We start from the raw sequence: 14,534 nt of genomic DNA, 5'->3' as shown, positions 1-14,534 counted from the left end.
CTTGTCATCAGGCCGAATCTGCAACGCCATCTGATAAAAGACGATCGCCCCATCAACCCAACTCTGCCGCACCAAAGCATTCGCCAACCCCACATAAAGGTCAGCATCATTCGGCGCAATCTCCAAAGCCTTGTGATACAACTGCACATCCTCGGGATTCTCCAGAATCGCCTTTCGGTACAAACCCATTGACTGCTGCAAATCCCAGTGCGATCGCATCCTCAAAGCATCGGCCAGCTTTTGCGAAATCCACGGCAAATCCGGCTGAATTTCGACAGCACGGCGGTAAGAAGCGATCGCCTCATCCCACCGTTCCAGCTTCTCCAGAGCCGTCCCCATGTTGTAATAAGTCCACGCAAAATCAGGATTTAACTCCGCCGCGCGCCGGTAAACTGCGATCGCCTCATCCCACCTTTCCATTTCTAGCAGCGCGTCGCCCAACTTGCTCTCGGACCAGAAAAAATTCGGGTCGATTTCGTTAGCCCGCCGGTACGCAACAACCGCCTCATCCCAGCGTTCCAAATTCACCAGCGTTTCTGCTAGATTGTTGTGCGCCCAAAAATGGTCGGGATTCAGTTCGATCGACCTTTGGTAAGCCGAAATCGCCTCATCCCAGCGTTCCAATTTAATCAGCGCATCTGCCAAATAATTGTGAGACCAACTAAAATCAGGATTTAACTCAGTTGCTTTCCGGTAAGCTTCTACCGCCTCGTCCCACCGTTCCAACTTCAGCAAAACATCAGCTAAATTGTTGTGAGACCAGCTAAAATCGGGATTTAATTCGATCGCCTTGCGGTAAGCATTTACAGCTTCCTCCCACCGTTCCAACTTCACCAGACACTCAGCTAAATTGTTGTGCGACCAAGAAAGTCCGGGATTATTTCTAATAGCATTGCTGTAAGCATCAACCGCCGCTTCCCACTGTTCTTGATTCTTGAGAATTTCCCCCAATTCGTGATAAGCCGCCCCAGCATCTGGGTTCAACTCAACCGCGCGCCGGTAACAGTCAATTCCCTTATCTACCTTACCTTGCTCGATCAAAGTTTTAGCTAAATTCTCGTGTTCCTCAGCCGTGGCGGATTTCGGGTCGATCGCGTAAGCCCGGTACCAAGCCTCAGCAGCCGCCTCAGACTTGCCTAACTGAGTCAAAAGTTTCGCAAAATTGCGGAAAGCGCCCGCGAAATCTGGCTTCAGGGCGATCGCCTTTTCGTAAGCAGAAACCGCTTGCTGCCACTGTTCCTGCTGCACGCAAATGCTGCCGTAATTAGCATAAGCTTCTGCCAAATTCGGATTAATTTCTATTGCTTTGACATAGCAACTTTTAGCTTCATCAATTTTTCCCACCGCTTGCAGGGCGTTGCCGAGCATTTTATAAAGCGGCGCTTCCGGCTTTATTTGTAGAGCTTTCTTGCCAGCAGAAATTGCCTGTTCCCATTTCCCCTGAGCCAAATAGCCTTCTGCGAGTATTTTGTATGCTTCTGGATCTTCTATATTAATTGTAGAATTAACTGTCTGCTTAACTGGCTGCTGCACTGGCGGCTTAACTGCACCGTTTGTAGCGATTGCACCAGCCAAAGTTTGCTCTCCCTCGCTGCCGTTTCTAGCATTAGCTGCATTCAGTTCAATAGCTTTGCGATAATATGGTGTCGCTTCTTCTAACTTGCCTTGTTTTTTGAGGGCTTCGCCAATATTTTGATAAGCTTGCGCCAGATTAGGATTTAATTTTATAGCGCGATCGTAACAAGAAATAGCTTCGGGCAACTTGGACTGCTGGAAAAAAGCATCGCCCATATTCAAGTGTTCCGAGGGCTTGGCTTTTTCCGGTTCCAAAGAGAAGGCGCGGTACCAGCATTCTTGGGCTTGGGCTCCTTTGCCAATTTGTCCGAATACTTTTGCTAAATTGCGGTATACTCCAGCGAAATTAGGTTTCAGGCCGATCGCCTTTTGGTAAAACTCGATCGCCTCCGACCATTTTTCCTGCTGCGCGTCCAGGCTGCCCAAATTCGCGTAGACTTCCGCAAAATTCGGTTCTATTTCAATAGCTTTAGCGTACCAGTGCCGCGCCTCTTCCATCCGGCCTTGAGCTTGCAGCGCGTTGCCCAAAGTCTTGTAAGCCGGTGCAAAATTGGGGTGAATTTTCAAAGCTTGCTCGCAGGAGGCGATGGCTTCTTCCAATTTTCCTTGGGATAAATATATTTCTCCCTGTTGGTTAAATTGAACCGCTGTTGATTCTGTATTCACTGTTGATTGCATAGGGGCGGCTCCAGATATAGCAATTTATGTATATATTCAAAACACTTAATAAGTCTACAGCGGTTTGACATCAACGATCGCTCTCTTGTTCCCCAAATTTAAAAATTTTATAGATCGGGCCGGTCTCTAGGGTGTTTTTGAAGAAAGGTAAAGAGGGCGATCGCAGCAGTAAGATGATACAGTCAGGTCGATCGAACTCCTCGGTGCGGGCGGAGGCTGGTTTACTGGCTCTGGAGTTTTGGCTGGCTCTTGGCGAACCTCCTCCTTGTATTTTGGTCGAGTGGGGGCGGGTTGATATAGCAATCCGTTCAGCAGTTTCAATAACTGGTTCCCAGGCTCTTGGCATGGGAATCAATGTAAGCGAGGCTCTGCCTCGCCTGCGAAAATCGAGGCTCTTCCTGGTAACGAGTAGAGCCTGGTAACGAGTAGAATAACTGGTTCCCAGGCTCTTGGCATGGGAATCAATGTAAGCGAGGCTCTGCCTCGCCTGCGAAAATCGAGGCAGAGCCTCCTGATCTGCGTTACCAGGCTCTTCCTGGTAACGAGTAGAACGAGTAGAGCCTGGTAACGAGTAGAATCATTTATATAATTAATGTCGCGGTGATTTTGATGTTATTAGAGCCACCCCCCAAACTTGTCGGAGAAAAGCGCCTCACCTTTCGCGATCTCGATTGGCCCGCCTTCAAGCAAATTCAAAGCTTGTTAGGAGAACGCACTCGCGCCCGCTTTACCTACGATAATGGAGCGTTAGAAATTACCATGCCCCTCGAAGAACACGAACGATCTGCTCGCTTAATCGAACTCTTTATCAGAATCCTTGTGGTTGAAATGGGGATGAGAGTAAAGACGATGGGCTCGACTACCCTCGATCGCGAAGACCTACTCAAGAGCGCCGAACCTGACAATGGCTATTACATTCAGAATTATGCCTTAGTTGCCGATCGCCCGGTTAATTTAAATGTCGATCCTGCCCCGGATTTAGTCGTGGAAGTGGATATTACCCATACGGATCTCAATAAAAATACACTCTATGCGAGTATCGGAGTGCCTGAGTTTTGGCGGTTTAACGGGCGGGTATGGCGAATTCTGCAATTAGTCGATGGGGCCTATGTCGAGTGCGATCGATCTCCCACTTTTCCCAACGTTGAAAAAACGGATTTATTCCGGTTTCTAGAAGCGGCTTTCATTGATGAAGTTGCCGCAGAGATTGATTTTCGTCAATGGGTGCGAGGGCAGATTCAAGGCTGAGTAGACCAAGTGCGATCGCACCAAAACTATAACAGCTTTTTTGCAAAAAACGATCGCCCTTTCGGGAAAAAGCGACCGCCCTTTCTTTTCCACCATTAACTAACAACTATTAGCAATTACTAATCAAGCTTCTGCCGCGGCGGCTGCTTCTTCTTCTTCTTCTGCGTCTTCAGGTTCAGCACCTGCTTGAAGTCCCAGCACGCTAACCACCACCTGACTTGGTTCGCCCAGAGCTACAACTCCCTCTGGCAAAACTAATTCCTCAATGTGCAGCGCATCCCCTACCTTTAAATTAGAAATATCTACTTCAATTGATTCAGGAATGCTGTCAGGTTTGCACTTAACTGCTAATTGCGTCAGCACCGTATCCAAGATGCCATTTTCTAACTTGACTCCGACAGATTCGCCGACAAAATTCAGGGACACTTCAACTTCCAGGCTGTCTTGAGTTGCGACGGAGAAAAAGCTCAGGTGGTAAGGATAGCCCTTCCAAGGATGAACTTGAACTTCTCGGAGCAAGGTTTTTCCGCTCCAAGACAGGTCTGGAATACTGAGGTCGATTAAGGCGCTGTTGACTACGTGCTTTTTGAGCAGGTTTTCTACTGTTTTGGCTTTGATGGTAAGAGCAATGGATTCCGAGCCTTTGTGGCCGTAAAGCACGGCGGGAATCAATCCGGAGCGGCGGAGGGCGTTAGGTTTGCTGCCTTCTGCCCGCTTTTGACATTCTACTGCGAGTTCCATTTTATGACTTTCTGTTGATTGTTTTCACATTTTACCAGAATTGTGATATTGCGATCGCGCTCAATTAAAATCGCTGGAGGTATTGATAATTTTCGTTTTCCACACACTTGAGCAATTCCAGCATTTTTCTCAGACGGTACGTTCCTAATTGATACTCTTCTTTGGAAGGGCCATCTCCTAGTGTAGTAAGAACTGCATCGCTTTCACTGATGATTGCTTCGCTGAAAATTTTCTTGAACAGAGGAGCGAATATCTTGATTTAATTCAACTAAAGGCAGAATTACATTTTCTTCATCTAGGTAAATTTCGGTTTCGATTGATTCGCCACCTATTTTTGAAAATGCTGATTTTGCTAACCACTCGTAAGTAGCTGCTGTTATTCTTACACTATCGGACGGTTCACCATTGGCCGAAGAAAAACTGATGTCAAACATGGGGATTACTCCTGCTACTAAACATCTAGAAACTCGTTCGATTTTAGATTTTAGATTTTGGAGGCGACCCCACGGATAAATTCGGGGGATTGAGGATTTTAGATTTTGGATTGATTCCACGGATAAATCACGTGGCGGGTATCACCTTTGAAATTCGCTTGTCAAAGGACTCGCTGAAGATACTGATAATCTTGATTTTCAACACATTTTAGCAAGTCCAGCAATTTCCTCAAACGGTAGGTTGCTGCTTGATATTCTTCTTTGAGAGGGGAATCTCCCAGCTTAGTGAGGACAGTATCGCTTTCGCAGATAATTGCATCTCTGAAAAAATTTCTGAGCTTCTGGCGAATATCTCGATCTAACTCAACTACAGGTAGCTTCTCCTCTTCTTCATCTATCAAAATATTTCTGGGGACAGATTTGCCAATTTTGGAAAATTCTGATTTTGCCAACCACCCATAAAAGTCTTCAGACATTCCGACATAGTGGGGTGGCTGATTAGTTTTGAAGGCATAAAAAATCATGTCTAACATTAGCTTTCCTCCTGACCTTCCTGATTCAACAACTTACTCTCTGGAAAATTTTCTACCCAAGCTACATCTGCTTTGTCGAATACAACCTTAGCTGGTTTAGTAATTCCCCCTGTGGTAATAACTCCAATTACAGTTCTTTTTTGACATATTTCCTTAGCTTTTGTGGAATCTATTTTTTTATTTTTCCAGGCTTTGATTTCAATATGCGGTTCATTCATTATTGTTATTGTTTTTATAAATTAATTATTGAATTCTATTTGCCAATTGCGGAGTAACTGTTTAACTCGCGGAACATCTTGCTGGTTGACTATCAAAATATCACCTTTGGGATTATTTCCGGTTGTTCTTTTGGCTTGTATTCCTTCTTTGCTTAATTCCATTATAAGCCATCCAATCATATCTCTGTGAACTTCTAGCCGTGCTATCAGTTCATCCTCGTCAGTCATTTACTTGACTCCCTGTAAATAAGGATACATTTGACCTCGCCGTGGGTCAAGTGCACTAAATCTGCTGGAACCTTAAACTAAGTAGGTAGCGGCGAGATTGCCAAAAGCTTTGAGTATGATTTGTTGATACCCACAATGTATTTTAATAAAGGCAACATCAGGCTGGCGTACCATCAACGGACAACAATCCCCGCTTTGGGCCGTGAATCGGGTCTTCGACAATAATAGTTTGGTCGCGGCTGGCTCCGAGAGATACAATGGCGATCGGCACTTCCATCAAATCTGCCAAAAACTTCAGATAATCCAAAGCTTGTGACGGCAAATCTTCCAAATTGCGGCATTCTTCAGTGGACTGTTTCCAACCGGGAAGAGTTTCGTAAATAGGTTTGCAGCGAGCAAATATCCGGGAACTTTTCGGAAAATCGACACATTTTTCGCCGTCAATTTCGTAAGCAACGCAAACTTTTATTTCTTCTAATTCATCCAAAACATCTAGTTTGGTAATTGCCAGACAGTCAAGGCCGTTGATGCGGACTGCGTAGCGGCCGATTACTGCGTCGAACCAACCGCAGCGGCGTTTGCGGCCGGTTGTCGTGCCGAATTCTGCACCTCTTTCGCCCAAAACTGCACCAATTCCATCTACCATTTCGGTAGGGAAAGGGCCTTCTCCGACGCGGGTTGTATAGGCTTTTGCTACGCCAATTACTCGATCGATCGCTGTGGGCCCGACTCCAGTTCCTACACAAGCACCACCTGCGATGGGATTGCTGGAAGTCACATAAGGATAAGTGCCGTGATCTAAGTCTAATAAAGTACCTTGGGCGCCTTCAAACAGAATATTTTTCCGCTGATGAAGTCCCTCATAAATCTTCAGGGAACTATCTACTACGTGTGGCCGCAAACGATCGGCATAAACTCGATATTCATCAATTACATCTTGGGGATTGAGAGGCGGCAAATTGTAGAGTTTTTCGAGAAGGACATTTTTACAATTAATCGTCCATTCCAGTTGTTCTCGGAAGCCTTCCAAGTCCATTAAATCGAGCATCCGAATCCCAGTGCGTTCGGATTTGTCGGCGTAAGTAGGGCCAATGCCGCGTCCCGTCGTCCCGATTTTATAATTTCCCCGCTGCGTTTCCGATGCCACATCAATTAATCGATGATAGGGCATAGTGACGTGAGCAGTTTCCGAAATCATCAGCGAGGCCGTCGAAATATTCAGCGCCTCTAGCTGGTCTAGCTCTGCAATTAAAACTTTAGGGTCGATGACCGTACCGCAGCCGATGATACACTCTTTATCAGGGTAGAGAATCCCGGACGGAATTAAGTGCAGCTTAAAAGTTTGACCGTTGACTACCACGGTGTGACCGGCGTTGACGCCCCCTTGGTACCGGACAACGATATCTGCGGATTTGCTGAGCAAATCGGTAATTTTGCCTTTTCCTTCATCGCCCCACTGGGCGCCGATCACAACTACGTTAGCCAAGGGTTTCTCGCGTTCAGTTCAGGTTGACACAAGTTCTGATTATCTACGAAGGTGTCCCGAATGTCAATCATTCGATTTGGGAATGGGGAATGGGGAATTGGGAATTGGGAATTGGGAATGGGGAATTGGGAATTGGGAATTGGGAATTGGGCCGCTCGGGCCCGCGCAGGGCATTGGAACTGACAAACAACCAATGACTAAGGACTACTGACTAAGGACTACTGACTACTGCCAACTGCCAACTGCCTAATTAATTTTTGTTAAGATTGAGAAAATTGAGGCTTTTTGCCATGACGTTACACGCTGAGTTGCACCGCCATCTGGGTGGTTCTGTGGTTCCGAGGGTGCTGTGGCGGTATTTCGATCGCCATAATGCTGAAATGGTCGATCGCTTTCAACAATATTCCGCTTTTGAGGATTTTTACACTCGTCCGCGCAATACTCTCGATGAGTATTTGGAACTGCACACGCTGGTAGAAAGCGTTCAAACTGTTGAGACTTTACCTTATTTTATCTATCGGTTAATGCGGGGCGCTTATGTATTTGAAAATCTGGCTTATTTAGAGTTGCGCTACACGCCTTATTTGCGGACTCCCGAACATTTGGATCAGTCCGAACGCATTGATTTGATGGCAGAAATTGTCCGAGTTGTGGGAAAGGCAAGTCAAATTAGCGATTGTCCGATTGTTACCAGCCAAATTTTGTGTATGCACTCGCGTTTGCCCTATGAGGTGAATCGGGCGATCGTCGATTTGGCTGCACAAATGGGAGAATATGTTTGTGCGATCGATCTTGCGGGCGGTGATGCTGCTATTGGCGAGCGTTTGGACGAATTTGTGGGATTGTACCAGTACGCAAGGTCGATCGGCATCAAAACAACCGGCCACCTCTACGAAACAACATCTGGCTGTTACCCCGGACTTTTGCCCTATCTGATGCGTATCGGCCACGGGATTCAAATTCCCTTAAAATATCCCGAACTGTTGCCAGAAGTTGCACGTAGGGGTCAATGCTTGGAAGTTTGCCCGACTACCTATCTCAAAACAGGGACATTGGAGGATATGGGGGAATTGAAGGTAGTGTTCGATCGATGTTTTGAAGCCGGTGTCGATATTGCGATTTGCACCGACAACGCGGGATTGCACAACGTGCGGCTGCCTTTTGAATACGAGAATTTATTAACGTTAGATATCATTGATTTTCGGCAATTGCAAGCGTGTCAGAATGCCGCTTTTCGCCATGCTTTCGCGTGGCCCCACGGGGAACAACCGGCGCAAATGCTGACTGGTTTGTTGCACCATGAGTCGGTTGGTGCGATCGTGAATTAAGCTGGTTTTAACTGGTTCCTAGGCTCTGCCTGGGAACCCATGTCTAGAGGCTCTGCCTCGTCGTATACCGAGTAAAAATGGAGGCAGAGCCTCCGGATCTGCGTTACTAGGCTCTGCCTAGTAACGAGCAGATAGAGAGGTTTAATTCGTTAAGTAAGCTTTAGTTAAAAGACGCAAGAGATATTTGTAAAATTATAATAAGCGTTAGGCGATCGGCTATCAGTAACAAGTTATAGTTTGGATGCAGAATCATCAATATAAAAGGATAAAAAAACAATGACAAATATGGACGCTTACTGGATGCCCTTCACAGCCAACCGACAGTTTAAAGCGAATCCGCGAATGTTAGTTTCGGCAAAAGATATGCACTTTACCAGCGACGATAATCGATCAATTTTAGATGGTACTGCTGGGCTTTGGTGCGTGAATGCGGGACACGGGCGCGAGACAATTGCTGAAGCAGTTAAACAGCAGGTTTTAAATTTAGATTATGCGCCGGCTTTTCAGATGGGACACCCGGCTGCTTTTGAATTAGCCGAACGTTTGGTAAAGCTGATTCCGGGCAATTTCGATCGCGTTTTTTTTACTAATTCTGGTTCGGAGTCTGTGGAGACTGCGTTAAAAATTGCGATCGCCTATCATCGAGTTAGAGGTGAAGGAACTCGCCAAAGATTGATTGGTAGGGTGCGCGGTTATCACGGTGTTGGTTTTGGGGGAATTTCTGTCGGCGGGATTGCTCCAAATCGCAAGTTTTTCGGCAGTTTACTCACCGGAGTCGATCATTTACCTCACACTCACAATTTAGAACACAATGCTTTCAGCCGCAAACAGCCGGAATGGGGAGCGCATTTGGCAGATGAATTGGAAGGGATTGTGGCTTTACATGATGCGTCGAATATTGCAGCGGTAATTGTGGAACCTGTAGCTGGTTCGACGGGGGTTTTGATTCCGCCAAAAGGTTATTTGGAAAGGTTGCGCGCGATTTGCGACAAGTACGGAATCCTGCTGATTTTTGATGAGGTAATTACAGGATTCGGACGTTTGGGCGCGAGTTTTGCTACTGAATATTTTGGCGTAGTTCCCGATATCGTGACGGCGGCGAAAGGGATAACTAACGGTACTGTGCCGATGGGGGCGGTGTTTGTGAAGGAGGGAATTTATGATGCTTTTATGAATGCTCCCGAAAATGCGATCGAGCTATTTCACGGTTATACTTATTCTGGGCATCCAGTGGCTTGTGCGGCTGCTTTGGCGACACTGGATATTTATGAGGAAGAAAAGTTATTTGAACGGGCGGATAAGATATCTGGTTACTGGGAAGATGCGGTGCATTCTTTCAAAGGAGTTCGCCACGTGATTGATGTCCGCAATTTGGGACTTGTGGCGGGGATTGAGTTGGAATCTATTGCTGGGAAGCCTGGGAAACGCGCTTTTGATTGTTTTGTAAAATGCTACGAAAATGGGTTGTTGATTCGCACGACTGGTGATATCATTGCTTTGTCGCCGCCGTTGATTATTGAGAAAGAACATATCGATCGCCTTGTGGAAATTTTGACTGGGGTTTTGCAGGAGATGGAGTAAGATTAAACTGAGATGTTGCACAATAAATCTCAGAAACCGGGTTTTTTGCAGATTTTGGGCGATGTATCAATATCCTCGGAAAAAACCCGGTTTCTCGCCACACCCAAAATCTCAGAAACCGGGTTTTTTGCAATATCTCCGACTGTAACCAACTATTCTCGAAAAAACCCGGTTTCTCGCCACCGCACACATCCAAAATTCATCTGCGTTCATCAGCGTACATCCGCCATCATCTGCGGTACAAAAATCCGGTTTCTCGCCACCCCGCACATCCCAATTTATGATAAAATGCTATCAACCAAGTATTCGGAGATAAACCGATGCAACTAGAAGACTATTTTGAGTTTCTCGACCCCGATGACATCCGCATCAAAGGACATCGGATCGGCATCGATGACGTGATTAAATATTACTTGGATGGATATTCTCCCGACCAAATTCTGGAGGAATTACCCACTCTGAATTTAGAGAAGATTTACGCGACGCTAACCTATTATCTGCAAAATCGCAGACAGATGGATGCTTATATGTTGCGGCTGGCGAAGTGGCGGGAAGAGCGTTATCAGGAATGGTTGGCTAAAGAACCTTCTGATGTAGTAAAACGTTTGAGAGCAATCAAAGCACAACGAGAACAGGAGTTAATTCTACTAAAGTGAAAATTCGTTTTTTACTCGATGAAAATTTTCCACCTAAGCTCAAAAGTGCTGTTTTGCACCTCCAGCCGGAGATAGATATTTTGCGAGTGGGGGATGCAAATGCACCAACATTAGGAACCCTCGACCCAGAAATTATTAGCTATTTGGAATCATCACAAAGGCTATTGGTAACGGATAATCGCAAAAGTATTCCCGGACATTTGGAGGAATATTGGGCGACGGGAGGACAAATTTGGGGACTTTTTTGGGTGCGTCCAAGTGCGAGTTTAGGAAGATGGGCTGAAGAAATTGTGATGGTTTGGGAGACTTCTGAGGCTGAAGAATGGATTGATAAGTTGGATTGGATTCCATTATAAAAGATTGTTGAAAAAGTGCGATCGCCCAAAACCCAAAATCTCAGAAACCGGGTTTTTGGCCAAATCACCGACTGTAACCAACTATTCTGGAAAAAACCCGGTTTCTCGCCACCCCGCACATCCAAGCGAAAAATCTTGCCATAGCCCGCCCCAAACAGATGAGTTTCACCGATAATTAATCTAGCGAACCATCCCAAATCCCAAATCGCCATGAACTCAGAACGCCAACAAGCCTATCTCAACCTGATAAATCAACTGCTAAATAGTCCCAGCGGCGATGAAGCGGAGATATTGAAAACTCACCCGGAATTGCTGGATGATGGCTTGGTGGCGGCCATGCTAGAAGAGGCGGATAATCTCAGGGAACAAGGTGAACTAAATAATGCTAATCGGTTGATGAATTTTGTAGGGCTACTGCTTGGAATGAATGACAACACCTCAGTGGCAGTTATCCGAGAGCTAGAAGCAGACAGACTGTTAGAACAAGGCAATCAGCAGTTTAACATTAGTCAATTTCGAGAAGCTTTGCAGTCTTGGGAACAGGCATTAACTATCTATCGGGAAATCGGATCTCGCGAAGGAGAAGCTAATTGCCTCGGCAATTTTGGCACTGCTTACAATTCCCTAGGGCAATTTTACAAGGCGATCGAATTTCTGGAACAGTCTTTAGAAATTTCACGGAAAATAAGAGATCGCCTAGCAGAAGCTAATTCCCTCGACAATTTGGGCATTAGTTACTATTCCCTAGGGCAATACCAGGAGGCCATAAAGTTTTACCAAAAGTCTTTAAAGATTTCACGGGAAATCGGAGATTGCCAAGGAAAAGCTAATTCCCTCGGCAATTTGGGCAATACTTACCAAGCATTAGGGGAATACGACAAGGTGATCGAATTTTACCAAAATTCTTTAGAGATTGAACGGAAAATCGGACATCGCCAAGGAGAAGCTAGTTCCCTCAGCAATTTGGGTTTAGCTTACAATTTCCTAGGGCAATACGAGAAGGCGATCGAATTTCACCAACTGTCTTTAAAGATTTCACGGGAAATCCGAAATCGCCAAGGAAAAGCCACTTCCCTCGGCAATTTGGGCTTAGCTTACGATTCACTAGGGCAATACGACAAGGCGATCGAATTTCACCAACTGTCTTTAGAGATTGAACGGGAAATCGGAAATCGCAAAGGAGAAGCTGGTTCCCTCGGCAGTTTGGGCAATGCTTACTCTTCCCTAGGGCAATTCCCCACGGCGATCAAATTTCACCAACAGTCTTTAGAGATTTCACTGGCAATCGGAGATCGCCTGGGAGAGTCAATTTATCTAAACAATTTGGGAGGTACTTTACTAAAAAACAATCAACTTGCTGAAGCTGAAACAGCACTCCGTGCCTCAATCGCAATTTATGAAACTATGCGTTCCGAGTTAGTAAATAATGATCATAAAGCCTCAATCTTTGAAACCCAAGTATTAGCCTATCACCTGCTACAAGAAGTCCTAGTCGCTCAATCTAAATTTGATGAAGCCCTAGAAATATCAGAAATGTCCCGCACCCGTGCCTTCGTCGAGTTATTACAACAAACCCTATTAACAAATGAATTACCAGCCAATGACAAAACAGATAAATTATCAATTTCCAAAATCCAACAAATCGCCCGCGACAGAAACTCCACAATAATTGAATATTCGATTATCGATCCAGAAATTTACATCTGGGTAATCCAACCAAACGGCAAGATCACCCATCGCGCCGCCAATCTCGAACCCCTCAACCAACAAAACCAAACCCTCAAACAAATCATCCTCAAAACCCGCGTCTCCATCGGCACCAATGAAACCGACGACGCAGGCAACAAAATTCAGCTAGAATCAGAGTACAATCGAGACGAAACAGGCGGCTTTCCCCTACTGAAACTCCTCCATCAAATCCTGATCGAACCCATCATCGACTTACTCCCCACCGATGCCAATAACCCCATCATCTTCATCCCCCACTACGACTTATTTTTAGTACCCTTCGCAGCCTTGCAAGATAGCCACAACCGCTACCTAATCGAAAATCATACCATCCTCACCAGCCCATCCATCCAAGTATTAGAACTCACCCGCGAACATCAAAACCGAGTCCGAGGATTGAGACAAGCCGCCCTAATTGTCGGCGATCCAACTATCCACCCAAACTTCCAATTAGACCCCCACAAACTCCGCCAAATCCCCAGGGCAAAAGAAGCCGCCGAAGCCATCGCCGCCACTTTAGGAACCCAAGCAATCAGCGGAGACAATGCTACAAAAGTGGCGATTTTAGACAGAATGCTAAACACGCGCATCGTCCATTTATCAGCCCACGGACTCATCGACGATTTCCAAAGTTCCGGCATTCCCGGCGCGATAATTTTAGCACCATCGGGAGACGACGACGGCGCAATTCATGCTATTGATATCCTGCAATTAAAACTCGATTCCGAACTGGTAGTATTGAGCGCGTGCAGCACCGGCCGCGGTAAAATCACCGGAGATGGAGTCATCGGATTGTCGCGCTGCTTCATCCTCGCCGGAGTCCCCAGCATCGTCGTTTCCCTGTGGAATATGGGAGTGATTTCAGCCAAGTTGCTAATGACGGAATTCTACCAAAATTTAGCGCGGGGGGACGATCGAGCAGCGGCTTTGCGGCGTGCTATGCTAACTACAAAAGCTCGATTTCCGAGTCCGAAAGCTTGGGCTGCATTTACGCTAATTGGCGAAACGGAAACTTTCCCGCTGTCAACTGCAAAAACCGATTTAAGGAGATTAGTCATGTCACTTCCCGATGATGCGAAACCCGAAGATATTGTGGCGGCTTTTAATCAGTTATTGAAAATATCGGAACCGCAATTTGTCGCAGAATTATCCGCGATTGATATTGGTGCGATGGATAATGTGAATGTGATTGCTCAAAGAATCAAGGATTGGTGCGAAAATAAGCCTCAAGTTGAGGAGAATTTGGAGAATGAAATTTATCAAGGGGGTGCGGGCGGGACTGATAGCGATGCGCCGGAGGAAGTGGTGAGGGAGTTGATGGAAACGTTGAAGGAAAATCAGATTCGATTGGGTTTGTCTGGGGATTCTGTGGTGGTTGAGGTCTCGGCCCCGGCGGTGGGTGAGGACCCCGGCGGTGGTTGAGAACCCGGCCCCAACGGTGGGTAAAAAGGGCCCCGGCGGTTGAAACCGCGGCTACACAAACGATGTCCGCCTCCGCGGACGAAGAGGGTATTCGGAGATTAGGAATCATCGTTTGGAATCTTCAACCCGCGGAGGCGCGTGAGTGTTTGTGTAGACGCGGTTTCAACCGCCGGGTGGATGGGGGGAAATCACCGATTGGAATCTTCAACCCGCGGAGGCGCGTGAGTGTTTGTGTAGACGCGGTTTCAACCGCCGGGTGGATGGGGGGAAATCACCGATTGGAATCTTCAACCCGCGGAGGCGCGTGAGTGTTTGTGTAGCC

The 14,534-nt window shown here is 46.4% G+C and carries 15 protein-coding genes; 7 read left to right on the top strand and 8 right to left on the bottom strand.

Translation table 11 applies throughout. The features are described from left to right. Both IQ270_RS21465 and IQ270_RS21460 read right to left on the bottom strand, forming a co-directional pair. The coding region (locus IQ270_RS21465; RefSeq protein WP_193975240.1) for a tetratricopeptide repeat protein at nt 1-2,253 on the bottom strand (2,253 nt) is incomplete at its 3' end. A gap of 70 nt (nt 2,254-2,323) precedes the next feature. Then, nucleotides 2,324-2,599 (bottom strand): hypothetical protein, encoded by a 276-nt coding sequence (locus IQ270_RS21460; RefSeq protein WP_193975239.1) that lies wholly within the window; start codon nt 2,597-2,599, stop codon nt 2,324-2,326. A gap of 263 nt (nt 2,600-2,862) precedes the next feature. On the opposite strand from IQ270_RS21460, the gene IQ270_RS21455 reads away from it, so the two are divergent. Further along, complete coding sequence (locus IQ270_RS21455) at nt 2,863-3,501, top strand: Uma2 family endonuclease (protein ID WP_193975238.1); 639 nt, start codon at nt 2,863-2,865, stop codon at nt 3,499-3,501. 123 nt (nt 3,502-3,624) lie between these two features. Here the strand turns inward: IQ270_RS21455 and IQ270_RS21450 are convergent, their stop codons facing one another. The 6 genes from IQ270_RS21450 to IQ270_RS21425 all read right to left on the bottom strand — a co-directional run bounded on the left by IQ270_RS21450 (nt 3,625) and on the right by IQ270_RS21425 (nt 7,141). Next, a complete protein-coding gene (locus IQ270_RS21450) occupies nt 3,625-4,242 on the bottom strand; it encodes a 50S ribosomal protein L25/general stress protein Ctc (RefSeq protein ID WP_193975237.1) in 618 nt (205 codons plus the stop codon). Nucleotides 4,243-4,445: 203 nt separating this feature from the next. Beyond that, nucleotides 4,446-4,676, bottom strand: coding sequence for a hypothetical protein (locus IQ270_RS31275; RefSeq protein WP_228056571.1), 231 nt, complete (start codon nt 4,674-4,676; stop codon nt 4,446-4,448). Nucleotides 4,677-4,837: 161 nt separating this feature from the next. Then, nucleotides 4,838-5,209, bottom strand: a complete 372-nt coding sequence (locus IQ270_RS21440) for a hypothetical protein (protein ID WP_193975236.1) — start codon at nt 5,207-5,209, stop codon at nt 4,838-4,840. Then, nucleotides 5,209-5,427, bottom strand: a complete 219-nt coding sequence (locus IQ270_RS21435) for a hypothetical protein (protein ID WP_193975235.1) — start codon at nt 5,425-5,427, stop codon at nt 5,209-5,211. Before IQ270_RS21435 ends, IQ270_RS21440 begins: the two co-directional genes overlap by 1 nt. Nucleotides 5,428-5,448: 21 nt before the next feature. Then, complete coding sequence (locus IQ270_RS21430) at nt 5,449-5,655, bottom strand: hypothetical protein (protein WP_193975234.1); 207 nt, start codon at nt 5,653-5,655, stop codon at nt 5,449-5,451. A gap of 157 nt (nt 5,656-5,812) precedes the next feature. Continuing rightward, nucleotides 5,813-7,141, bottom strand: a complete 1,329-nt coding sequence (locus tag IQ270_RS21425; RefSeq protein ID WP_193975233.1) for an adenylosuccinate synthase — start codon at nt 7,139-7,141, stop codon at nt 5,813-5,815. A 23-nt stretch (nt 7,142-7,164) separates the two neighbouring features. Here IQ270_RS21425 and IQ270_RS21420 point away from each other — a divergent pair, with 23 nt between their 5' ends. The 6 genes from IQ270_RS21420 to IQ270_RS21395 all read left to right on the top strand — a co-directional run bounded on the left by IQ270_RS21420 (nt 7,165) and on the right by IQ270_RS21395 (nt 14,212). Further along, nucleotides 7,165-7,338 (top strand): hypothetical protein, encoded by a 174-nt coding sequence (locus tag IQ270_RS21420; protein WP_193975232.1) that lies wholly within the window; start codon nt 7,165-7,167, stop codon nt 7,336-7,338. 93 nt (nt 7,339-7,431) lie between these two features. Then, nucleotides 7,432-8,469, top strand: a complete 1,038-nt coding sequence (locus IQ270_RS21415) for an adenosine deaminase (protein WP_193975231.1) — start codon at nt 7,432-7,434, stop codon at nt 8,467-8,469. 276 nt (nt 8,470-8,745) lie between these two features. Further along, nucleotides 8,746-10,050: an aspartate aminotransferase family protein gene (locus IQ270_RS21410; RefSeq protein WP_193975230.1), complete on the top strand. Its 1,305-nt coding sequence runs from the start codon at nt 8,746-8,748 to the stop codon at nt 10,048-10,050. Between the two features lie 320 nt (nt 10,051-10,370). Continuing rightward, nucleotides 10,371-10,706, top strand: coding sequence for a DUF433 domain-containing protein (locus IQ270_RS21405; RefSeq protein ID WP_193975229.1), 336 nt, complete (start codon nt 10,371-10,373; stop codon nt 10,704-10,706). Then, nucleotides 10,703-11,062: a DUF5615 family PIN-like protein gene (locus tag IQ270_RS21400; RefSeq protein WP_193975228.1), complete on the top strand. Its 360-nt coding sequence runs from the start codon at nt 10,703-10,705 to the stop codon at nt 11,060-11,062. The genes IQ270_RS21405 and IQ270_RS21400 overlap by 4 nt, the downstream gene beginning before the upstream one ends. Before the next feature lie 210 nt (nt 11,063-11,272). Beyond that, nucleotides 11,273-14,212 (top strand): CHAT domain-containing tetratricopeptide repeat protein, encoded by a 2,940-nt coding sequence (locus IQ270_RS21395; RefSeq protein ID WP_193975227.1) that lies wholly within the window; start codon nt 11,273-11,275, stop codon nt 14,210-14,212. Nucleotides 14,213-14,534: the final 322 nt, after the last annotated feature.

It is taken from the genome of Microcoleus sp. LEGE 07076 (genome assembly GCF_015207455.1).
GTDB lineage: Bacteria > Cyanobacteriota > Cyanobacteriia > Cyanobacteriales > Microcoleaceae > Microcoleus.
This window is presented reverse-complemented; position numbering and strand designations above follow the sequence as displayed.